Raw genomic sequence first — 21,509 nt, forward strand, 5'->3', positions numbered from 1 at the left:
GAGTTCTCAAGGAACGGACGCTTCCTTCGTACTCACCCTCTCGGGCTTTCCTCCGGGCAGTTTCCCTTCGGTCTTGCGTTTCCGACTCTATCAGACCTTTTCTCGATCCGATTTCCTCGGTGCTTTCCGGTTCCCGCTCTCCGCTTTCGCTTCGGGCGTTTCCCTTTCGGCGTTTCCGACTTTATCAGAAGTTCCGGGCCGGTCTGACCGGCCGTTCGTTTTCCGAATTCATCGGGGGGTGCCTCGCATTGGAATCGAAGTTCCGGGAGGCGTTGTAGATACTAACCGACTGCCGACCGGATCAGATCCAGTTCTAGGCAACTGTTCGAATCTACCGCCACGCAGGACCCGTGTCAACGGTTCTTGCGGCGGCGAAGAGGAGACTAACAGCTCGGCAAGCCTGTTTGCACATCAGGCGGCCGTTGGGACACGAGCGCTGCGTTCGGCGGCCTCGACGTCACCGGTCTCGCCGGCGCGGACCGCGCGTCCGCCGAGAATCCAGACGTATCCGAGGAAGAGCGCCTCGGCGGCGACGCCGATGGTGATGCGGGCCCAGGTGGGCAGGCCGGAGGGGGTGACGAAGCCTTCGATGGCGCCGGAGACGAAGAGGACCAGGGCCAGGCCGATCGCCATGCCCACGGCAGCGCGGCCCTCTTCGGCGAGGGCGACACGACGGGTGCGGGGGCCGGGGTCGATGACGGTCCAGCCGAGGCGCAGGCCCGTTCCGGCGGCGACGAAGACGGCGGTCAGTTCGAGGAGACCGTGCGGGAGGACCAGTCCGAGGAAGGTGTCGAGGCGGCCGGCCGAGGACATGAGGCCGAAGCCGACGCCGAGGTTGAGCATGTTCTGGAAGAGAATCCAGAGCACCGGGAGGCCCAGGAAGATGCCCAGGACCAGGCACATCGCGGCGGCCTGGGCGTTGTTCGTCCACACCTGGGCGGCGAAGGAGGCCGCCGGGTGGCTTGAGTAGTACGTCTCGTACTCGCCGCCGGGACGGGTCAGTTCGCGCAGTTGGCTGGGGGCGGCGATGCTCGACCGCACGTCCGGGTGGGTGCCGATCCACCAGCCCAGGAGGACAGACACCGCCGTCGAGATCAGTGCCGTCGGGACCCACCAGCGCCGGGAGCGGTAGACGGCTGCCGGGAAGCCTTGGGTGAGGAAGCTGGTGACGTCTCTCCAGGAGGCCCGGCGGGTGCCGGTGACGGCGCTGCGCGCGCGTGCGACGAGTTGGCTGAGCCGTCCGGTCAGCTGGGGGTCCGGGGCGCTGGACTGGATCAGGGAGAGGTGGGTGGCCGTGCGCTGGTAGAGGGTGACGAGTTCGTCGGTTTCCGCTCCGGTGAGGCGTCGGCGGCGCAGGAGGTCGTCGAGGCGGTCCCATTCCGCGCGGTGGGCGGAGACGAAGACGTCGAGGTCCATCGGTGTGCGTGCTCCTCGGCTGTTCGTCGGCGGCCGGTCGGTGGTCAGCTTGTCGTACTGCGGCGCGAAGTACCTTCAGCTTGGCAGACTTGCTGTTCACCGGGCAGACCAGGGAAGGGGCGCGAGCGTGAGCGAGCTGGTGACGGGTGAGGCCGTGGCGTTGGAGCTACGGCCCGCGAAACTGCCCAGCAGGGCGCTGGCCGTCCTGCTGGACCTCGTCGTGGCCGTCGTGCTCTACATCGTCGTATCCGTCGTGCTGATCGCGACCACGGCCTCGCTGGACGATGCGGCGCAGATGGCGTTGTCGATCGCGTCGTTCCTGCTGGTGCTGGTGGGGGTGCCGATCGCGGTGGAGACGTTGAGCCGGGGGCGGTCGCTGGGGAAGCTGGCGTTCGGGCTGCGGGTGGTGCGGGACGACGGGGGGCCGATCCGGTTCCGGCACGCGCTGGTGCGGGGGGCGATCGGGGTGGTGGAGATCCTGCTGACGGGTGGGACGGTCGCCGTGATCGCTTCGCTGGTGTCCGCGCGCGGGCGGCGGCTCGGGGACGTGTTCGCGGGGACGCTGGTGGTGCGGGAGCGGGTGCCCGTCGCGCGCGTCGGCTACCTCGCGCCTCCTCCGCCCGAGCTGGCGGGACGTTTCGCCGAACTGGATCTGTCCGCCGTACCGGACTCTCTGTGGCTGGCGATACGGCAGTACCTGGGGCGTGCGCATCAGTTGGACCCGCAGGTCGGCTGGGGCATGGCGGAGCGTCTCGCGAACGATCTGGTGGCGCGCACGGGCGTGCCCGCGCCGGAGGGGGTGGCGCCGGGGGCGTATCTGGCGGCGGTGGCCCAGGAGCGGCAGTCCCGGGAGGCCCGTCGGGCGTTCCAGGGCGGGGCGGCTGCTTCTCCGTACGAGGCGCCCAGGCGGTACGAGGCACCCGGGGGCGTTTCTGCTGTGGCGCAGGTGCCTCAGCCGGATCAGGAGCCTCGTGGGCCTCAGGTGCCTCCGGTTCCCCACGCGCCTCAGGCGGCTCCGGGGGCTGCGGCGGCTCCGGTGTCTTCGCAGGTGCCTGTCGAGCGGCCGTCGACCGGGTTCGTGCCGCCTGCCTGAGGTCGGTTCAGGGGAACGTCGAGGGTGGGGTGGCGAGGTCTTCCAGTTCGATGCCGGGGGCTGACAGGACGACGTCGCCGGCGAGGTGGACGGTGTGGCGTTCGCCGGTGTCCAGGGCTGTGACCTGGTATTCGTCCACGGTCAGGGGGCCGTTGTCAGTGGCGTGTGCTTCGCTGTTCACCAAGGCCCAGGACTGGTCGGTCGTGCGGGGTGCCAGGACCGGGTCGGTGAAGGAGACGAGGCGGATTCGGGTCGCGGAAGGGGAGGGCGTGAGGCGCAGCAGGCGGGCGGTGGCGACGAGGAAGGCCGGGGAGGTGCCGGTGAAGGCGTGCGCGGGGGCGTTGCCTTCGGTGGCCTCGGCGCCGGTGGGGTCGGTGCGGACCCAGGTGACGCCGTCGAGGGCGGCGGCGCGGATCTGCCAGCCGCCCGCGTGGAGTTCGAGGCGGATGGGGCGGCCGAGGTCGTCGAGCGCGAGGTCGACGGAGCCGCTGTGGCCGCCGGCGGGGGTGGTCCGCTGGGCGACGTAGCGCCAGCCGGAGGGGCCGGGGGCGCACTGGAAGTGCTCCTCGCCGAGGGGGGTGTGGTCGTGCGGGTCGTGGAGCGAGTAGCGGCCTCGGGGCATGGGGGTCCTGGGTCGTGACGGAGCTGGTCGGGGCGTCGGGGGGCGGTCCGGCCGGAACAAAGGGGCAGGCCCCCGGCACGGGGGTGCGGGGGCCTGCCTCTGAAGTACCGCCGGTCTCGGTACGGGTCGGGGACCCGCGGCCGGGTCAGTAGCGGTAGTGGTCCGGCTTGTACGGGCCGTCGACCTCGACGCCGATGTACGAAGCCTGCTCGGGGCGCAGGGTCGTCAGCTTGACGCCGAGGGCGTCGAGGTGGAGGCGGGCGACCTTCTCGTCGAGGTGCTTGGGCAGCGTGTAGACGCCGACCGGGTACTCCTCCTGCTTGGCGAACAGCTCGATCTGGGCCAGCGTCTGGTCCGCGAAGGAGTTCGACATCACGAAGGACGGGTGGCCGGTCGCGTTGCCGAGGTTCAGCAGGCGGCCCTCGGAGAGGACGATGAGGACCTTGCCGTCCTCGAACTTCCAGGTGTGGACCTGGGGCTTGACCTCGTCCTTGACGATGCCGGGGATCTTGGCGAGGCCGGCCATGTCGATCTCGTTGTCGAAGTGGCCGATGTTCCCGACGATCGCCTGGTGCTTCATCTTGGCCATGTCGGCGGCCATGATGATGTCCTTGTTGCCGGTCGTGGTGATGAAGATGTCGGCCTTGTCGACGACCTCGTCGAGGGTCGTGACCTGGTAGCCGTCCATCGCGGCCTGGAGGGCGCAGATGGGGTCGATCTCGGTGACGATGACGCGGGCGCCCTGGCCGCGCAGGGACTCGGCACAGCCCTTGCCGACGTCGCCGTAGCCGCAGACGACGGCGGTCTTGCCGCCGATGAGGACGTCGGTGGCGCGGTTGATGCCGTCGATCAGGGAGTGGCGGCAGCCGTACTTGTTGTCGAACTTCGACTTGGTGACGGCGTCGTTGACGTTGATCGCCGGGAAGAGGAGGACACCGTCGCGCTGCATCTCGTACAGGCGGTGGACGCCGGTCGTGGTCTCCTCGGTGACGCCGCGGATCTCGGAGGCGAGCTGGGTCCACTTCTGGGAGCCGTCGGAGATCGTGCGGTGCAGGAGTTCGAGGATGACGCGGTGCTCGTCGGACTCGGCGGTGTCCACGGAGGGGACCTTGCCGTCCTTCTCGTACTCGACGCCCTTGTGGACGAGGAGGGTGGCGTCACCGCCGTCGTCGAGGATCATGTTCGGGCCGCCGGTCGGGCTGTTCGCCCAGGTCAGGGCCTGCTCGGTGCACCACCAGTACTCCTCCAGGGTCTCGCCCTTCCAGGCGAAGACGGGGACGCCCTGGGGGTTGTCGACCGTGCCGTTCGGGCCGACGGCGATGGCCGCAGCGGCGTGGTCCTGGGTGGAGAAGATGTTGCAGGAGGCCCAGCGGACCTCGGCGCCGAGGGCGACGAGCGTCTCGATGAGGACGGCGGTCTGCACGGTCATGTGCAGGGAGCCGGTGACGCGGGCGCCGGCGAGGGGCTGGGTCTGGGCGTACTCCTTGCGGATCGCCATCAGGCCCGGCATCTCGTGCTCGGCGAGGGTGATCTCCTTGCGGCCGAAGTCGGCCAGGGAGAGGTCGGCGACCTTGAAGTCCTGGGTCATGGAACTGCTGCTCCTCGGAGTCGGGACGAGGTGTGGACACGGCTGGTCTGCGCGGCGGCGCACAGGAGTGCGCCCCAGGGACGTCTGGACGTCCCAAGGGACGCGGGCAGGCCCGCGTACGCGCGGCGCAGTCCGTCGGAGGCCCTCTCTCCCTCGGCCGGCCCCTTCGGGACCGCCCGACCGCCATCAGCAGCGACGTCTGGCTCGTCCCCCAAGCTACACCGGCCGTCCGGGGCGGCCCAGTCCGCCTCCGCCCGGATCAAGCCGATCCCGAGGGACTGGCGAGGCGCCTGGTGGGGCGGGGTCCGGGGCGCGACCTGCGGTGTTGTGGGCCGGGGCGGGGCGGAGGGCCGTACCGGAAAAGGCCGTACGGGAGATCACGCTGTGGCTTGCCGTGCCGGGGGGCGGTGCGCCTCCCCCGCCCTCGCGTGAATGCCCCGCCCTCGCCTCAATGCCCGGCGGGAGCCTGTGCCGGGCCGCCCGGGGCCGCTTCCGGGTCTGCCCCCTTCTCCGCCTCCGACTCGCTGTAGATGTCCGGTTCGAGGTAGATGACGCGGGCGATCGGGACGGCTTCGCGGATGCGGGACTCGGCGGCGTTGATGGCGGTGGCGACCTCGGTGGCGGTGTCGTCGTGCTGGACGGCGATCTTGGCGGCGACGAGGAGTTCCTCGGGGCCGAGGTGGAGGGTGCGCATGTGGATGACGCTGGTGACCGTGGAGCCGTCGACGATGGCGGCCTCGATCTTCTTGACCTCGTCCAGGCCGGCGGACTCGCCGAGGAGGAGGGACTTCGTCTCGGCGGCGAGGACGAGGGCGATGAGGACGAGGAGGATGCCGATGCAGAGCGTGCCGATGCCGTCCCAGACGCCGTCGCCCGTGGCGAGGGCGAGGCCGACGCCGCCGAGGGCGAGGATCAGGCCGACGAGGGCGCCGAGGTCCTCCAGGAGGACGACCGGCAGCTCGGGGGCCTTGGCGCGGCGGACGAACTCCTTCCAGGAGAGCGCGCCGCGCAGGGTGTTGGACTCCTTGATGGCCGTCCGGAAGGAGAAGCCCTCGGCGATGATCGCGAAGACCAGGACGCCCACCGGCCAGTACCAGTGCTCCAGTTCGTGCGGGTGCTTGATCTTCTCGTAGCCCTCGTAGATGGCGAACATGCCGCCGACGGAGAAGAGCACGATGGAGACGAGGAAGGCGTAGATGTAGCGCTCGCGGCCGTACCCGAAGGGATGTTGCGGGGTCGCCTCGCGCTGGGCCTTCTTGCCGCCGACGAGGAGCAGGGCCTGGTTCCCGGAGTCGGCGAGGGAGTGCACGCCCTCGGCGAGCATGGACGAGGAGCCGCTGAAGGCGAACGCCACGAACTTCGATACCGCGATCGCGAGGTTGGCGCCGAGTGCCGCCACGATCGCCTTGGTGCCGCCTGACGCGCTCATGTGCTCGCCCGATCCCTTCGTCTTCCGTCCAGCGCTTTGCCGGGCCTTTGCCGGTGCGCCATTGTTACAGCATCCCGGGGCCGTGGTGCGGGAGTTGTCCACAGCCCCGGTCCGATGATCGGACTACCCGAAATCCGCCCGTGGTTCAGACGACGACCGTGGCCCGGAACAGCGTCCCCACGCCGCTCACCTCGGCTTTCTCGTCCGCCGCGACGAACACGGACTGCCCGGGGGCGAGTTCGTGCTCGCCCGCGCGGACCGTGCCGGCCGTGCAGAGCAGGATCTGCGGGGCCGACCGGGTGAGGTCGTGGACGGACGTGCCCTCGGGCAGGACGTACCGGGAGAGCCGGAACTCGTCGATGGGGGTGTCGTAGACCTCCTCGCCGTCCGGGGACGCCTCGGGGCGCAGGACGCCGGGGCCGGTCGCCTCGAAGCGGACGATCCGCAGGAGTTCGGGGACGTCGACGTGCTTGGGGGTCAGTCCGCAGCGCAGGACGTTGTCGGAGTTGGCCATGATCTCGACGCCGAGGCCGTTCAGGTACGCGTGCGGGATGCCCGCGCCGAGGAACAGCGCCTCGCCGGGCTGGAGCCGTACGTGGTTGAGGAGCATCGCCGCGATGACACCGGGGTCGCCGGGGTAGTGGCGGGCGATCTCCGCGTACGGCGTGTAGGCGCCGCCGAGACGTGCGCAGGCGGCGGTGGCCTCGGTGACCGTACGCGTCATCTCCGCGCGGTCGGCGCCGAGTACGGCCGTGAGGACCTCGCGCAGGGCGGCGTCCTCGGGGTGGGCGCGCAGGAGGTCGGCGTACGGCTTGAGGGAGTCGACGCCGAGGCCCTCCAGGAGGGCGGCGGACTCCTCGGGGGCGCGGAAGCCGCACAGGCCGTCGAACTCGGTGAGCGCGCAGATGAGTTCGGGCTTGTGGTTGGCGTCCTTGTAGTTGCGCTGCGGGGCGTCCAGCGGGATGCCGCGGGCCTCCTCGTCGTCGTAACCCTCCTTCGCCTGCCGGAGGTTCGGGTGGACCTGGAGGGAGAGGGGGGCGCCCGCGGCGAGGAGTTTGAGGAGGAAGGGGAGGCGGGGGCCGAACTTGGCGACGGCCGCTTCGCCGAGTTCGCTCTCCGGGTGCGCGTCGATGAGCTCTACGAGGGTCCCGCGCGCGGTGCGCGAGGGGGCGCCGGGGTGGGCGCCCAGCCACATCTCCGCCTGCGGTTCGCCGGTGGGTTCGACGCCGAGGAGGTGCGGGATCGCGGTGCGGGAACCCCAGGCGTAGGGGCGGACGGTGTTGTCGAGGCGGTCCATACCGGTTCTCTCTTGCGTGTGGTTCAGGCGGGGGCCGGGAACAGGATCAGGCCCCGGAGGCGAGGGCGAGGTAAACGGCGGCGAAATCCGTGATGGCGATCAGCTCGGCGAGGGTCTCCAGTTCGGTGCCCTCCTCGGGGTCGAGTTCGCTGATCGGCGTGTCGTGGCCGAGGGCCAGGTCACGGGCTGCGGGAGCCGCGCTGAGGCCGCCGATCGGGCGGTCCCTGAGGAGCACTACGCGCGCGTGCAGGGCGGGTGGGTCGTCGACGCGGTCGCGGAAGAAATCGTCCGGGTCGGCGCCGGCGGCCAGGGGGCCCGCGAGGAGGGCGTTGTGGGCGGCGAGGGCCTCGGGGAGTTCCGCGACGAGGGCGGGGCGGCCGGCGAGTTCGGCGAGGGCGGCGGCGAAGCGGCGGCCGGCGGGGCCCGCGGAGACGCCTTCCGTCCAGATCACCGGGAGGGCGTCCGCGAGTTCGCCGGCCAGGGTCTTCGCCGGGTTGCCGTACGTCGCGACGGCGGGGCCGCAGCGTTCGGCGACGTGGTCGAGGCGGTCGGCGATCTGGTCCAGGGCCTCGGTGGGGGCGGTGATGAGGCCGATGCGGTCCAGGAGGGCGAGGAGGGGGGTCAGCAGGGCCCACAGGACGCCGGGGGCCGAGGCCGTCAGGGGTTGCGCGTCCTGGTCGTACGCCGCTGTCGCGAGGGGGAGGAACAGGCTGTGGGAGGCGCCGGTGGCTTCCGCGAGGGGGGTGCGGGCGGGGGCGACGGCGACGACCGTGCAGCCCCTTCGGTACGCCTGTTCCGCGAGGAGGGCGAGGCCCGGTTCCGTGCCGTCCGGGGTGGCGATGAGGAGGAGGTCGACGGAGCCTGCCCAGCCGGGGAGGTCCCAGCGGAGGGCGCCGGGGGCGGGGGCCACGCCGGTGGGGGCGAGGCGGGTGACGGGGCAGGCGGCGCCGGCGAGGGTGGTGAGGAGGTCGGCCACGCAGGTCGCTGCGGCGCCGGGGCCGGCGATGAGGATGCCTCGGGGGCGGCCGTCCGGTTTCAGCTGGTGTACGCCTGCTTCTGCGGCGTTCCTCGCGGCTGTGCGGACTCGGGCGCCTGCCTCCGCCGCGCCCCTCAGGAGGGCTCTGCGGTCGGCCTCGGCGAGGGCCTCCGGCGTGTCGAGGAGTGATTCGTCGAGCATGGCGGGGTCTCCGATCGCGGGGGTCGGGGGGCGCTGGGCTGGGTGCGGGGTGCGGGCCGGTGGGTGGCTGGGGCGAGTGGGTCGCTTGCCCGCGCGTGCGGGGTGCCGCTGCGCCCACCCGTGCCGCCCCTAGCGGCACGACTGCCCGCAGCTAGGTGGCGGTAGTGGAACAGCTGCGGGCCGGAGGGTGGGTGGGGTGCGATGCGGCTGCCCGCAGCTACACGGGATACAGGTGCAGGTGCCTGCGGCCTGGGCCGCACGGCCCTCTCGGGTGCGGCTGTTCGGTGCCACGTGTTACACGGGCCTCTCCGAGGCGTGCTCCCCGCGGCGTTACTCCGGTTTGCGGGCCTCGTCCACCAGGAGGACCGGGATGCCGTCGCGGACCGGGTAGGCGAGGGCGCAGGTGGGGCTCGTGCAGACGAGGTCGGTGTCCTGCTCGGTGAGGGGGGAGTGGCAGGACGGGCAGGCGAGGATGTCCAGGAGGCCGGGTTCGACGAGCGGCATGGGGCGTCCTTCACAGGTCAGGCGGCGTGGGCGGTCAAGGGGGCCAGCCTAGCGCCGGGGAGCTGTGCGGCTCAGGGCTCCGGGGAGCGCAGGACGCGGAGGTGGCCCCGGCGGGCGACCTCCATGGGGTCGGCGGCGCGGCCGGAGGCACCGCCCGCGGCGCGTTCCTGGGGGCGCGCGGCCTCGCGGACCGCGTTGGCGAGCGCTTCGAGGTCGTCACCACTGGGGCGGGCCGGCGCGGAGGCGTCGAGGAGGCGTACGACTTCCCAGCCGCGCGGGGCGGTGAGGCGCTCGGAGTGCTCGGCGCACAGGTCGTAGCAGTGGGGTTCCGCGTAGGTCGCGAGGGGTCCGAGGACGGCCGTCGAGTCGGCGTAGACGTACGTCAGCGTCGCGACGGCGGGTCGGCCGCAGGCGGTGCGCGAACAGCGACGTACAGGGCTCACGACGTTGGACGGTACCGCACTCTTGAGCGGGCCGCGACGACTCTCCACCAGGTCACTCCACCGTGTCGTGCTGTGAAACCGCGCACATGCTGTTCCTGTCATACCCCGCTGACCTGCATGAACACCAGTTTTCGGCCGGGGGTCGAGGAACGGAACCGGTCACCTGTCGGTGCAAACCACGTCAATTGCCATGAGATCGGCGGTCTCGGAGAGATGCCGAATCGAGCCCAACCTTGGCTGGAATGGTCATCCTGCGACATGGGGGTGAGCGCGGTACGGCGGCCTGAGCGGGGACTACGCTTCAGTAGTGATGGAGAGCCCCGTACCGCCCCGTGCCGCAGGCCCCGGGCCCCGCCGCCGTGACCGCCACGGGCGGGGCATGCGCGGCCCGATCGCGCCGCCCCAGGTGCCGCTCGCCGCGAGCCGTGCCGAGCTGTTCGCCGATCTCGTGCAGGACTCGGTGGAGCGCCTCGAACGGCGCTGGCCGCAGCTCGCGGACATCGACTTCATGGTGCTGGAGGTACCCCGGCTGGACGGCCCGGGCGGTCCGTGGAACGACGAGGCGGTGCCGCTCGGCGGGATCGTCCCCGCGGCGGGCGGGCACCGCGCGCGGGTCGTCGTCTACCGGCGGCCGGTGGAGATCCGTACGAAGGGGCGCGACGAACGCGCCGCCCTCGTCCACGAGATCGTCGTCGAGCAGGTCGCCGAACTGCTGGGCCTCACGCCGGAGACGGTCGACCCGCGGTACGGCGAGGACTGACCCTCAGCGCACGTCCAGCGCGTCCAGCAGGCCCGGGACGGGGCCGTCGGTCTCGTCGCCGAGGATCGTGTCGATGACGTCGACGGTCTGCTCCCAGCCGGTGACGGCGACGCAGGGGACGCCCATCGCGCGGACCGGGTAGTCGTTGCCGCCCTCGTCGAGGCGGTCGCCGACGAAGAGGACGTCCTCCTTGGGGAGTTCGAGGAACTCCAGGAGGCGCTGCATGCCGTACGCCTTGTCGATGCCCTTCTTCGTGACGTCGATGGAGGTCGAGCCGCCGCTGCGGACCTCCAGGCCGGGCAGGCGGGCGGAGGCGTACTCCCACAGGGCGCGGCGGCGGCTGCCGTCCGGGTCCCAGGCGGCCTTCTCCTGGTGGGGGGCCTGCTGGCCGAGCGCGGAGAAGGTGACCTGGCTGCCGCGGTCCTCGATGATGTCGCCCCAGGTCTGCTCCGCCCACAGGCCGAGCGACTTGGCGCCCTCGGTGAGGACCTCGATGATCAGCGCCTTCTCGTCCTCCGCGAGGTTCTCGCAGTAGACGTCCCGCCAGGCGCCGTCCTCCCAGCGCAGATAGCGCGTCCCGCAGGTCGGCATCAGGTGGAGCCGGGCGGCGAGTTCAGGGGTGAGCGGCAGCTCCTCCAGCACCTGGGCCTGGAACTGCTCGTACCGGCCGCCGGAGATGATGCAGACGGGTTTCTCGGCGAGCAGACGCAGCAGGCGCTCCGTCATCTGCGGCGCGATCTTCGATTTGGAGAGGGCGAGCGTGTCGTCCAGGTCGAACACGACGATGCGAGCCGACGGTGCCAATGCGAGGTCCTTTTCCTTGTGCTGCCTGCGGGGCCGCGCTGTCTGCGGGGACCGAGTGCGATTCTGCCGACTTTCGCCGCGCTTTTTACCCGGAATCCGTATCCTCCGTAAATCGGAAGAGGGCGTCAAGGCAGGTCGGCACGGCCCCCCGGGGCGCTGTCAGTTGAGGATCGACAAGTCCTGCGTGCTGTCCGGAACGGCCACCGTCCCCCGGTCGTCGGGAAGGGTCTGGGTGGTGAATCCCGGACCGTCCTCGTCGGTGGAGACGAGTGTGCGGGAGGCGTAGACGGGCCCGCCGGAGACGGTCTCGACGGTCAGCGCGTACGTGCCCTTGAGGCCGGCCGGCACGGGCAGCGCGACGTCCTGGGTGGTGCCCGCCTTGATCGTGTACGTCTTCGAGGCGGCCGTGCCTCCCTCCGTGCCCGCCGAGGCGGTGACCTTGACCTGGGCGGTGGCCCGGGGGGCGGTGATCGAGAGGGTCGTGCCCTTGGCGGTGTTGCCGAGGACGGTGGCGCGGGTGCCGACGGGGGCGGTGGCCGGGATGAAGGAGGTCTCCTGGTCGTTGCCCTTGCCGCGCGTGATGCGGACGGCCGCGACGAACGGGGTGGAGACGTCCCCCGGGGAGAGGATCAGGGAGCCGGCCTCGCCGCGCGTGACGTCGCCGAGGTCGACGGAGGTGGTGCTGCCGGCCTTGATGTGGAGCGTCTCGTGCCCGGCGGGGGTGATGAGGCCGTTGGTGGAGGCGAGCTGGATCTTCAGGTCGGCGTCGGAGTCGTCCGGGGTGAAGGCGACGAGGCGGACGGCCGTGGCGTCCTTGGGGATGCCCGGGATGATCAGGGTGCTCGCCGGGTCGGCGGAGGCGGTGAGCCAGTCGCCGCCGAGCTTGTCGTCGAGGGCCTGGACGGCGGCGCCGACGCGCCCGCTGCGGACGTTGACGTGGACCGTGACGTCGTCGAGTTTCTCGGTCGTCAGCGTCGACAGCAGGATCGGCTCGCTGGAGTGGGCGGGGACGGTGATGCCGTCGCCCACGGAGGATTCGAGGGTGCCCTCGGGGCCGTACAGCTCGACGTCGACGACGGCCGCCGAGTCGTCGGGGTTGGTGAGGTGGAGGTAGTCCGTGCGGTCGGCGGCGGTGCTGGTGGCGGGGAACCAGAACTCGGTGTCCGGGGCGCCGCAGGTGACGCCGAGGAGGCCGCGGCCGGTGCCGGCGGCGACGCCGGTGGTGGCCTGGACGGTCCAGCCCGGCGCGTACGTGCCCTCGGCGGTGCCGACCAGGGCGGGCGCGCTGCCGCCGCTGACGCTGCCGGCGACGGGCTTGCCGGGGGTCCCGGGGGTGACCGGGGTCTTCCCGGCCGGTTTCTTCTTGCCGTTCTGCGCGGTGCTCGCGTCGCCCGAGGTCTCCGTGACACCCGCGAGCGTCGCCTTGCCGTCGCCCGTGGCGCCCTCGGTGACCGGGGTGAAGGACGTGTACTGCGTGTCGGCGAGGTCGGAGGTGCTGGGCGCCGGGCAGACCAGGCCGGTGCGCTCGACGGGCAGCCGGGCGGCGGCCTTGGGGGCGCCGGTGCCGGCCTGCGCCGGTTCCTGGACGACGGCGAAGGCGGTGACGGCGGCGAGCGCGGCCGTCCCGGCGATCAGGGACACGGTGGTGCGTTTCACTGCTGGCTCCCGTCGGGGCGCTGGTACGGCTGCTGCGCCTGGTCGTAGCCCTGCTGGTAGGAGGGGTCGTAGGGCTGCTGGTCGCCGTAGCCCTGGTCGTACGCCTGCTGCTGTTGCTGCTGGCGGCCGTCGTAGCCGTAGGGGTCGTACTGACCCGCCTGGTACGGGTCGTACTGGGCGCCGCCCTGGTCGTAGCCCTGGGCGGGGTACTGGTACTGGTCGGCGCCCGCGTACTCGGGGGTGTCCCATTCGCCGTACGACTGCTGCTGGGGGACGGCGGCCGGGGGTGTCTCGGGCTGCTGGTCGTCCGGGCCGGGGGTTTCCTCGGCCTCCGCGCGGTCGCGCAGGCGGCGGGCGCGGCGGCCCTCGCCGTCGGCCTGGGCGGGGACGGCCTGCTCCTCGGCCTCGGGGAGGTCGTCGTCGACGTCGCGGCGGCGGCCCGGGAGGGCGAGGACGACGAGCACGAGGGCGAGCGCGCCCTGGGTCCACAGCCACAGGGTGTGGGTGAAGGGGTCGTCGTACGTGACGTCCAGCTTGCCGCCGGTGGAGGGGAGTTCGAAGCCCTGGGCCCAGCCGTCGACGGTGACGCTCTTGAGGGGTTTGCCGTCGAGGGTGGCGCTCCAGCCGTCGGCGAGGGCGTCCGCGAGGCGCAGGACGCGGCCCTCGGGGCCGTCCTCGACGGTGGTGTGGATCTCGACGGGGCCCGCGGCGACCGCGACGGGGGTGCCGGAGCCGTCCTCGGTGACGATCGCGGCGCGGGACACCTCGCGGTTGACGCGCCACAGCGCGCTGCCGTTCTGCTGGCTGAGGCGGCTGAGGCCAGGCGTGGCGTCCAGGACGCGGGCGACCTCGCGCGGGGCGCCCTTGTGGACGAGGACGTAGCGCACGGCGAACTTGCCGAGCTCGGTGGTCTGGTCGGCGCCGGAGCCGGCCACCAGGCTGGCGACGACCTTGTCGAGCTGCTTGTTCTCGCCGTCGGCCGCGGCGGTCTCGGCGTCGCCCATGCGGGTGCCGGAGCCGCGGACCAGCATGTAGGAGACGTGGGCCGTGGAGTCGCTGTCCAGGACCAGCGTGCGGGCCTGGTCGCGGGTGCCGGCCTCCTCGGCGACGAACGCGGGCACCTGGACGGGGTCGCGGCGCTCCAGGGGGCCGTCGGCGCCGCGGATCATCCAGCCGGCGGCGACGAGGAGCGGGCCCGCGGCGGCGGCGAACGCGATGAGGGCGGCGACGGGCTGGCGCCAGCCGAAGCTCTGCTCGGCGACCCGGGAGCGGGCGCCGTCGGCGCCGAGCATCGCGGCGCACAGCAGGGCGAGGCCGTAGACGAGGGTGGCGGGGCCCGCCCACGCGTCGCCGTTGGACAGGACGGCGAAGACGAGGCCGACGAGGGCGACCGCCCAGGCCGCCCACACGCCGGTGTGCCGTTCGGAGCGCAGCAGGGCGGCGAGGGCGGCGAGGACGACGCCGATCAGCATCAGCCCGCTGACCGTGCCGGGGCCGCCGGGGCTCGCGCCCAGCAGGTCGAGGGCGGTGGCGGCGGAGGCGCCGAAGTCGAGGCCGGCCTCCTGGAAGAAGCCGGCCGGCAGGAGGGACAGCGACCAGGGGGCCAGGATCAGCAAGGGGGTGCCGAGCTGGGCGAGGAAGCGGGGGCCGTAGGCGGTGAGTTCGGTGCGGCGCAGGGCGAGGACCGCGAGGCCGAGGAGCAGGGCGATGGGCCAGACGATCGGCGTGAACGCGGTGGTGACCGTGAGCAGCAGGGCGTACGCCCAGGTGGCCCGCCAGCTGCCGCGCGCGCCCGAGGAGTGCGCGAGGCCGCTCGCGGCGACGCCCGCGCGGGCGATCAGCGGGAGCAGGACGGCGAGGACGGCGGTGCCGAGCCGGCCGCCGGCCAGCGCGCCGGTGACGGCGGGCAGGAAGGCGTAGACGACGGCCGCCCACGCGCGCAGGAGGCGTGAGGTGACGAGCGGGCGGGAGGCGAAGTAGGCGGTGAACCCGGCGAGCGGGACCGAGCAGACCAGCAGGACGGTGACGGCGAGGCCGGTCGAGCCGAACAGCAGGCTGGCGAGGGCGGCGACGATCGCGAGGTAGGGCGGGGCGGCGGGGGTGCCGCCGGCGCCGACCGGGTGCCAGGCGTCGGTGTAGCGGTTCCACAGCTCGGAGGCGTCGCCCGGGGCGGGCAGCAGGGCGCCGCCGGCGAGGGCGCCGGTGCCCAGCAGGGCGCGGCAGGCGGCCAGGGAGATCAGCAGCAGGGCGACGAAGAGGACCGGGCCGGGTTTGCGGGCGATGCGCTTGAGGCGGGCGAACTGCTCGATCTCCAGGAAGTCCGCGTCGTCCCCGCCGGGGCCGGACTCGATGCCGCCGCCGTGCCGCCCGGGGGCGGTGTCGGTGTCGGAGGAGTCGAGGAAGCTGCCGGCGGCCTGTTCGACGGTGGCCCGCAGGGTCGCGCCGGGCGGCGGGAGCAGGGGCCGCAGTTCGTCCTTGTCGATGACGGGCTTCCCGCGCGCGCGGCGCCCGGCGATGATCCGCTCGGGCCGCAGCAGGGTGCCGAGCAGTCCGCGGATCTCGTCGACGGCCTGTCCGGGGACCTTGCCGACGAGGTAGGCGAGGGTCCGCAGGGCCGTCCCGACGACGATCCTGAAGAACACCCAGGGCAGCGCGCCGGTACGGCTGTTGACGAGGAGGGTGTAGACGGCGCCGGCCTTGTCGACCTTGTGCGGGGAGGCGGCGGTGCGGCCTCCGCAGTCGACGGTGCGGCGCTCGCGGGAGGCCGCCTCGGCGTGCCGGACGACGGCCTCGGGGGCGACCAGGACGCGGTGGCCCAGGGAGGTCGCGCGCCAGCAGAGGTCGACGTCGTCCCGCATGAGGGGCAGGCGGCGGTCGAAGCCGCCGAGGTCGTCGAAGACGTCCCTGCGGATCAGCATGCCGGCGGTGGAGACGGCGAGGACCGGGCGGACGTGGTCGTGCTGGCCCTGGTCCTGTTCGCGGCGGTCGAGGCCGGTCCAGCGGCGGCCGGAGGAGGCGATGGTGACGCCGACTTCGAGCAACTGGCGTTTGTCGTACCAGCCGCGGAGTTTGGGGCCGACGACCGCGACGTCGTCACGGCCCAGCTCCAGTTCGTTGTCCACGACGCGGAGGAGTTCGGCGAGGGCGTCGGGTTCGGGGGCGCTGTCGTCGTGCAGCAGCCAGAGCCATTGGACCGGTTCGCCGTAGGGGAGTTCCGGGAGGTCGTAGGCGTCGTCGCGCCAGGTGCGCGTGACGGGGTCCCAGCCGCTGGGGCGCTTGAGGTAGGGCAGTTCCTCGGGGGTGAGGACCGGCGCGACGCGGGTGGCCTCCTCGACGGCCTGGCCGAAGCCGGTGCGCCGGGCGAGGTGCAGGACGCGGTCCTCGCCGAGGGCCTCGGTGAGGAGCTGGGCGGAGTGGTCCGCGCTGCCGGTGTCGGCGGCCACGACGGACTGGACCGGGCGCTCCTGGCCGAGCACTCCGGCGAGCGCGTCGGGCAGCCAGCGGGCGCCGTCGTGGGCGACGAGGACCGCGGTCACCACGTGACGCGGGAACTCTGGCGTGGCAGCGTCGCGGGCTGCCGTATGGCTGTGCACGGACATCGAGGTACGGGCCCCGGTTCGATGGTCTGCGGCGCACCCCCCGCGTCCGGTGAGGACGGTGGGGTGTCTCGGACGAGCGACCACACTATCGGCTGGGCAAGACCACGGCCCGCCGCCTGTGGATAACCCACCGGCGACGGGCCGTTCGAGATGTTCCGTACGAGGTCAGACGCCTCTTACGACAGTCATACCGCCGCTTTCTTGAGCCGACGGCGCTCGCGTTCCGACAGTCCGCCCCAGATGCCGAAGCGCTCGTCGTTGGCGAGGGCGTATTCGAGGCATTCGGAGCGGACCTCGCAGGCGAGGCAGACCTTCTTGGCCTCGCGGGTGGAGCCGCCCTTCTCGGGGAAGAAGGACTCGGGATCGGTCTGGGCGCACAGCGCGCGCTCCTGCCAGCCGAGTTCCTCGTCCGCGTCGTCGACCAGCAGTTGCTGCACCAGCTCGGTCATGTGCGCCCCTCGTCTGTCTTTCGCGTCCCCGTGCCGGGGCCGTCAACCGTCAAGTGGTGGTGGCCAAACGACACGAGTGAAATTACAAGTGTGCTGCTCCGGGCGAGTCAAGCCGAGATCTGCTATTGGGCCCCTTATTCACTCTGCGGAACCAAGGCGGCGCGGAAAGTGTTCAAATCGCCATAAACCTTGACATGCAGACGAGACCTGACGGCCTGTACGGGAAAGGACGCCATCAACTGCGTTCTCGTTCCGACACGCGGGTCACGCGCCCGGTTGTGCGCCATGTGTCCCGGTGAGCGCATGAACAAACCTTTCGTCTCCCAGACGTACCGGATGGGGTGAATCGCGTCCCACCCTCCGGGTGCCGAGTTGACAGTGCGGGTGTGAACCGATGTCCTAGTGGGCATGCTCGCGAACTTGGCCACCACCTCGACCCGCACCGCCGGGTCCCTCGGTGCTGCCCGCGCTCGCCGTGGCTGTTGTTGCTGTCCCAGCTGTTGAGCCCCACCGCGCTCCGGCTGCCTCTCTGAGTCCACCGCGACTCGGCTGCCTGTTCCCCCCGCCCGCACCAGGGCACCTCCGCCGCCCGTGACCCGGGCGGCCGGTACGTGACACCCAGCCCCCCGCACCGCACTCCCGCCGAGGAAACCACCGCAGCTCATGAACAGCGACAACGACCTCCAGATCGCCGGCGACATCCTCGAAGTACTCCACCTGCTCCAGCCCCCGCGCGAACACCCGTCCACCGTCGCCGAGTTCGTCGGCCTCGCCCGCGAGCTGGCCGCCGACCGCGCCCGGTGGGAGCACCTCGTGCGCTACGACGCGAGCAGCCGCTGGTACCACCGGCTGCGCACCGGGCCCGGCTACGAGGTCTGGCTGCTGTCCTGGCTCCCCGGACAGGGCACCGGGCTCCACGACCACGGCCCGTCCTCCGGCGTCATGACCGTCCTCGACGGGACCCTCACCGAGCGCACCGAGCAGGGGGTGCGGAAGCTCTCCGGGGGCGCGCAGCGGGTCTTCGCGCCGGGGTACACGCACGACGTGGTGAACGACACGTGGGAGCCGGCGGTCAGCCTGCACATCTACTCCCCCGGACTCACCGAGATGCCGATGCACACGTCCGCGCAGGCGTGCGCGGGGCGCGAGGAGGCCCGCGCGGCGGGCGTCTGAGCCGACGGGGCCACCGGATTGTCGGAGGGGCCTGCAAGACTTGCCCCCATGCGCATAGTGGTTCTGGCAGGCGGTATCGGCGGTGCCCGCTTCCTGCGCGGTCTGAAGAAGGCCGTGCCGGACGCGGACATCACCGTGATCGGCAACACCGGCGACGACATCCACCTCTTCGGGCTGAAGGTCTGCCCCGACCTCGACACGGTGATGTACACGCTCGGCGGGGGCATCGACGAGGAGCAGGGCTGGGGGCGGTCCGACGAGTCGTTCCGGGTCAAGGAGGAGCTCGCGGCGTACGGCGTCGGACCCGACTGGTTCGGGCTCGGCGACCGGGACTTCGCGACGCACATCGTCCGGACGCAGATGATCGGCGCCGGGTATCCGCTCAGCGCGGTCACCGAGGCGCTGTGCGACCGGTGGCGGCCGGGGGTGCGGCTGCTGCCGATGTCCGACGACCGGGTCGAGACCCATGTCGCCGTCGAGATCGACGGCGAGCGCAAGGCGATCCACTTCCAGGAGTACTGGGTCCGGCTGCGGGCGTCCGTGCCCGCGCTGGCCGTCGTCCCCGTCGGCGCCGAGCAGGCCAAGCCCGCGCCGGGGGTGCTGGAGGCCATCGCCGCGGCGGACGTCATCCTCTTCCCGCCGTCCAACCCCGTCGTCTCCGTCGGGACGATCCTCGCCGTGCCCGGCATCCGGGAGGCCGTCGCCGAGGCGGGCGTGCCGGTCGTCGGCCTCTCCCCCATCGTCGGGGACGCGCCCGTGCGCGGGATGGCCGACAAGGTGCTCGCCGCCGTCGGCGTGGAGTCCAGCGCGGCGGCCGTCGCCGAGCACTACGGCTCCGGGCTGCTCGACGGGTGGCTCGTGGACACGGCCGACGCGGGGGCCGTCGCGCGCGTGGAGGCGGCAGGCATCCGCTGCCGGGCCGTGCCGCTCATGATGAGCGACGACGAGGCGACCGCCGTGATGGCGGGCGAGGCGCTGAAGCTGGCGGAAGAGGTGCGCGGTGGCGAATGAGTACCGGGTGTGGGCGGTCGACGGGCTGCCCGAGGTGCAGCGCGGGGACGATCTCGCCAAGCTGATCGCCGGCGCCGAGCCGGGGCTCGCCGACGGGGACGTCGTCGTCGTCACGTCGAAGATCGTGTCCAAGGCCGAGGGGAGGGTCGTCGCGGCGGACGACCGGGAGGCCGCGATCGACGCGGAGACCGTGCGGGTCGTCGCGCGGCGGGGGACGCTGCGGATCGTCGAGAACCGGCAGGGGCTCGTGATGGCCGCCGCCGGGGTCGACGCGTCCAACACGCCCGCCGGGACCGTCCTGCTGCTGCCCGAGGACCCCGACGCGTCCGCGCGCGGCATCCGGGACGGGCTGCGGGACGCCCTCGGGGTCGAGGTCGGGGTCGTGATCAGCGACACCTTCGGGCGGCCCTGGCGGTCCGGGCTCACCGATGTCGCCATCGGGGCGGCCGGGGTGCGGGTCCTCGACGATCTGCGGGGCGGGAGGGACGCGTACGGGAATCCGCTGAGCGCGACCGTCGTCGCGACCGCCGACGAGCTCGCCGGGGCCGGGGATCTCGTCAAGGGGAAGGCCGCCGGGCTGCCGGTCGCCGTCGTGCGGGGGCTGGCGCACGTCGTCTCCGGGGACGCCGGGGCGGGGGGACGGGAACTCGTGCGGGACTCCCGGGACGACATGTTCCGGCTCGGGACGTCCGAGGCGGTGCGGCTCGCGGTGACGCAGCGGCGGACCGTGCGGGCGTTCACCGGCGAGGCCGTCGATCCCGGGGCCGTGCGGCGGGCCGTCGCCTCGGCCGTCACCGCGCCGGCGCCGCATCACACCACTCCCTGGCGGTTCGTGCTGCTGGAGTCCGAGGAGTCCCGGGTGGGGCTGCTCGACGCGATGCGGGACGCGTGGATCGCCGATCTCCGGCGGGACGGGAAGTCCGAGGAGTCCATCGCGAAGCGGGTGCGCAGGGGGGATGTGCTGCGGAACGCCCCCTATCTCGTGGTGCCGTGTCTCGTGATGGACGGGGCGCATTTCTACGGGGACGCCCGGCGGGACGCGGCCGAGCGGGAGATGTTCGTCGTCGCCGCGGGGGCCGGGGTGCAGAACTTCCTGGTGGCGCTCGCCGGGGAGCGGCTCGGGTCGGCGTGGGTGTCGTCGACGATGTTCTGCCGGGATGTGGTGCGGGAGGTGCTGGCGTTGCCCGACGGGTGGGACCCGATGGGGGCCGTGGCGGTGGGGCACGCGGCGGAGGAGCCTCGGGCTCGGGGGGAGCGGGGGGTGGAGGGGTTCGTCGAGGTGCGGTGAGGTCGGGGGCGGGGGGCTGAGGAGGCCGGGGGGACTGGGGGCGGGTGTTCTCGGTTCCGCCGGGTCAGGTGGTTCTTGTTCTGTTCGGTTCGGTTTGTCAGGAGGGTTCGTGGCAGGGCGGTTCGGTCCTCGGGTCACTCGTACGACTGTGCGGGGTGGGGATGTCGTGGTGCCTGCCGGTCGGGGGGTCGGGCTGGCTCGGGCGGGGCGGGTGCGGTCGTACGTGCCGCCGGGGCCTGTTGATCTCGGGCTGGTGCTGGGGCCGTTGCGGCGGGGGCCCGGAGATCCCACGTTTCGGGTGACGCCCGATGGGGCCGTGTGGCGGGGGAGTCTGACGCCCTGTGGGCCGGGGGCGTTGCGGGTGTCGCTGGAGGGGGGTGTGGTGCGGGGGGAGGCGTGGGGGGCGGGAGCCGAGTGGATGCTTGATCAACTGCCCGCGTTGGTGGGGGGATTCGATGATCCGTCCGTGTTCGTGCCTCGGCATCGGGTGGTGGCTGAGGTGTGGCGGCGGCGGGAAGGGTTGCGGTTGGGGCGGACCGGGTTGGTGGTGGAGTCGTTGATTCCTTCTGTGCTGGAGCAGAAGGTGACGACCGTGGAGGCTTATCGGGCGTGGGGGGTGTTGGTGCGGAAGTTCGGGGAGCGGGCGCCGGGGCCTGCGGCCGGGGGGTGGTTGTGGGTGATGCCGGCGCCTCGGGTGTGGGGGGTGATTCCGTCGTGGGAGTGGCATCTCGCGGGGGTGGACGAGAAGCGGGCGGGGACGGTGGTGCGGGCTGTTCGGGTGGCGGCTCGGTTGGAGGAGGGGGTGGGGGTGTCGGCTGAGGAGGCTTGTCGGAGGTTGGAGAGTGTGGTGGGGGTGGGGGTGTGGACGTCCGCGGAGGTGGTGCAGCGGAGTCATGGGGCGGTGGATGTGGTGACCGTGGGGGATCTGCATCTGCCGGGGGTTGTGGGGTGGGTGCTGGGTGGGGAGCGGGGGGCTGATGATCGGCGGATGCTGGAGTTGTTGGAGCCGTATGCGGGGCAGCGGCATCGGGCGGTTCGGTTGGTGTTGTTGAGTGGGAGGGGGCCGGAGCGGAGGGGGCCGCGGATGCCTGTCGGCGACATTCGAGGGCTTTGATCTCGCCCCCGCCGCCCCTACCCTTCCCATCCTCAAGGGGCTCCGCCCCTTGGACCCCGGTGGGTGCGTTGTCGGGTGCCGGTTCG

The 21,509-nt window shown here is 72.3% G+C and carries 18 protein-coding genes; 6 read left to right on the plus strand and 12 right to left on the minus strand.

All coding sequences use genetic code 11. The features are described from left to right. Positions 1 to 411: 411 nt before the first annotated feature. Positions 412 to 1,416, minus strand: a complete 1,005-nt coding sequence (locus ABZX85_RS49805; RefSeq protein WP_355885059.1) for a stage II sporulation protein M — start codon at positions 1,414 to 1,416, stop codon at positions 412 to 414. A gap of 127 nt (positions 1,417 to 1,543) precedes the next feature. Here ABZX85_RS49805 and ABZX85_RS49810 point away from each other — a divergent pair, with 127 nt between their 5' ends. Then, the gene (locus ABZX85_RS49810) at positions 1,544 to 2,509 is read left to right on the plus strand and encodes an RDD family protein (protein WP_355885060.1); all 966 of its coding nucleotides are present in this window, start codon (positions 1,544 to 1,546) and stop codon (positions 2,507 to 2,509) included. A gap of 7 nt (positions 2,510 to 2,516) precedes the next feature. Here the strand turns inward: ABZX85_RS49810 and ABZX85_RS49815 are convergent, their stop codons facing one another. From ABZX85_RS49815 to ABZX85_RS49845, 7 genes are all read right to left on the minus strand, one after another. Next, complete coding sequence (locus ABZX85_RS49815) at positions 2,517 to 3,131, minus strand: hypothetical protein (RefSeq protein ID WP_355885061.1); 615 nt, start codon at positions 3,129 to 3,131, stop codon at positions 2,517 to 2,519. A 145-nt stretch (positions 3,132 to 3,276) separates the two neighbouring features. Then, positions 3,277 to 4,719 carry an adenosylhomocysteinase gene (ahcY, locus tag ABZX85_RS49820; protein ID WP_355885062.1) on the minus strand — a complete coding sequence of 481 codons (1,443 nt, stop codon included), beginning with the start codon at positions 4,717 to 4,719 and terminating at the stop codon, positions 3,277 to 3,279. 448 nt (positions 4,720 to 5,167) lie between these two features. Continuing rightward, positions 5,168 to 6,148 carry a cation diffusion facilitator family transporter gene (locus ABZX85_RS49825; RefSeq protein WP_355885063.1) on the minus strand — a complete coding sequence of 327 codons (981 nt, stop codon included), beginning with the start codon at positions 6,146 to 6,148 and terminating at the stop codon, positions 5,168 to 5,170. Between the two features lie 145 nt (positions 6,149 to 6,293). Continuing rightward, positions 6,294 to 7,445 carry a mannose-6-phosphate isomerase, class I gene (gene manA, locus ABZX85_RS49830; protein WP_355885064.1) on the minus strand — a complete coding sequence of 384 codons (1,152 nt, stop codon included), beginning with the start codon at positions 7,443 to 7,445 and terminating at the stop codon, positions 6,294 to 6,296. Positions 7,446 to 7,491: 46 nt separating this feature from the next. After that, positions 7,492 to 8,622 carry an SIS domain-containing protein gene (locus ABZX85_RS49835; RefSeq protein ID WP_355885065.1) on the minus strand — a complete coding sequence of 377 codons (1,131 nt, stop codon included), beginning with the start codon at positions 8,620 to 8,622 and terminating at the stop codon, positions 7,492 to 7,494. A 330-nt stretch (positions 8,623 to 8,952) separates the two neighbouring features. Then, positions 8,953 to 9,126, minus strand: coding sequence for a Trm112 family protein (locus ABZX85_RS49840; RefSeq protein WP_355885066.1), 174 nt, complete (start codon positions 9,124 to 9,126; stop codon positions 8,953 to 8,955). Positions 9,127 to 9,197: 71 nt separating this feature from the next. After that, positions 9,198 to 9,617 carry a DUF3499 domain-containing protein gene (locus ABZX85_RS49845; RefSeq protein ID WP_010352397.1) on the minus strand — a complete coding sequence of 140 codons (420 nt, stop codon included), beginning with the start codon at positions 9,615 to 9,617 and terminating at the stop codon, positions 9,198 to 9,200. Positions 9,618 to 9,879: 262 nt separating this feature from the next. On the opposite strand from ABZX85_RS49845, the gene ABZX85_RS49850 reads away from it, so the two are divergent. Continuing rightward, complete coding sequence (locus tag ABZX85_RS49850) at positions 9,880 to 10,329, plus strand: metallopeptidase family protein (RefSeq protein ID WP_355885067.1); 450 nt, start codon at positions 9,880 to 9,882, stop codon at positions 10,327 to 10,329. Positions 10,330 to 10,332: 3 nt separating this feature from the next. Here ABZX85_RS49850 and ABZX85_RS49855 read toward each other — a convergent pair whose 3' ends face one another. From ABZX85_RS49855 to ABZX85_RS49870, 4 genes are all read right to left on the minus strand, one after another. Next, entirely contained in the window at positions 10,333 to 11,133 is an 801-nt protein-coding gene (locus tag ABZX85_RS49855) for an HAD-IIB family hydrolase (RefSeq protein ID WP_355885068.1), read from the minus strand. A gap of 159 nt (positions 11,134 to 11,292) precedes the next feature. Beyond that, complete coding sequence (locus tag ABZX85_RS49860; protein ID WP_355885069.1) at positions 11,293 to 12,789, minus strand: DUF5719 family protein; 1,497 nt, start codon at positions 12,787 to 12,789, stop codon at positions 11,293 to 11,295. Continuing rightward, positions 12,786 to 16,388 carry a glycosyltransferase gene (locus tag ABZX85_RS49865; protein WP_355885070.1) on the minus strand — a complete coding sequence of 1,201 codons (3,603 nt, stop codon included), beginning with the start codon at positions 16,386 to 16,388 and terminating at the stop codon, positions 12,786 to 12,788. The genes ABZX85_RS49860 and ABZX85_RS49865 overlap by 4 nt, the downstream gene beginning before the upstream one ends. A 185-nt stretch (positions 16,389 to 16,573) precedes the next feature. Continuing rightward, complete coding sequence (locus tag ABZX85_RS49870; protein WP_003975777.1) at positions 16,574 to 16,837, minus strand: WhiB family transcriptional regulator; 264 nt, start codon at positions 16,835 to 16,837, stop codon at positions 16,574 to 16,576. 663 nt (positions 16,838 to 17,500) lie between these two features. Between ABZX85_RS49870 and ABZX85_RS49875 the strand changes: the two genes are divergently transcribed. From ABZX85_RS49875 to ABZX85_RS49890, 4 genes are all read left to right on the plus strand, one after another. Next, positions 17,501 to 18,010: a cysteine dioxygenase family protein gene (locus ABZX85_RS49875; RefSeq protein WP_355885071.1), complete on the plus strand. Its 510-nt coding sequence runs from the start codon at positions 17,501 to 17,503 to the stop codon at positions 18,008 to 18,010. 48 nt (positions 18,011 to 18,058) lie between these two features. Then, a complete protein-coding gene (cofD, locus tag ABZX85_RS49880; protein ID WP_355885072.1) occupies positions 18,059 to 19,021 on the plus strand; it encodes a 2-phospho-L-lactate transferase in 963 nt (320 codons plus the stop codon). Continuing rightward, positions 19,011 to 20,309, plus strand: coding sequence for a coenzyme F420-0:L-glutamate ligase (locus ABZX85_RS49885; RefSeq protein ID WP_355885073.1), 1,299 nt, complete (start codon positions 19,011 to 19,013; stop codon positions 20,307 to 20,309). Before cofD ends, ABZX85_RS49885 begins: the two co-directional genes overlap by 11 nt. A gap of 109 nt (positions 20,310 to 20,418) precedes the next feature. Then, positions 20,419 to 21,423, plus strand: a complete 1,005-nt coding sequence (locus tag ABZX85_RS49890) for a DNA-3-methyladenine glycosylase 2 family protein (protein ID WP_355885074.1) — start codon at positions 20,419 to 20,421, stop codon at positions 21,421 to 21,423. Positions 21,424 to 21,509 lie beyond the last annotated feature (86 nt).

The sequence above is a fragment of the Streptomyces sp. NPDC004539 genome, from assembly GCF_040610055.1.
Taxonomy (GTDB): domain Bacteria; phylum Actinomycetota; class Actinomycetes; order Streptomycetales; family Streptomycetaceae; genus Streptomyces.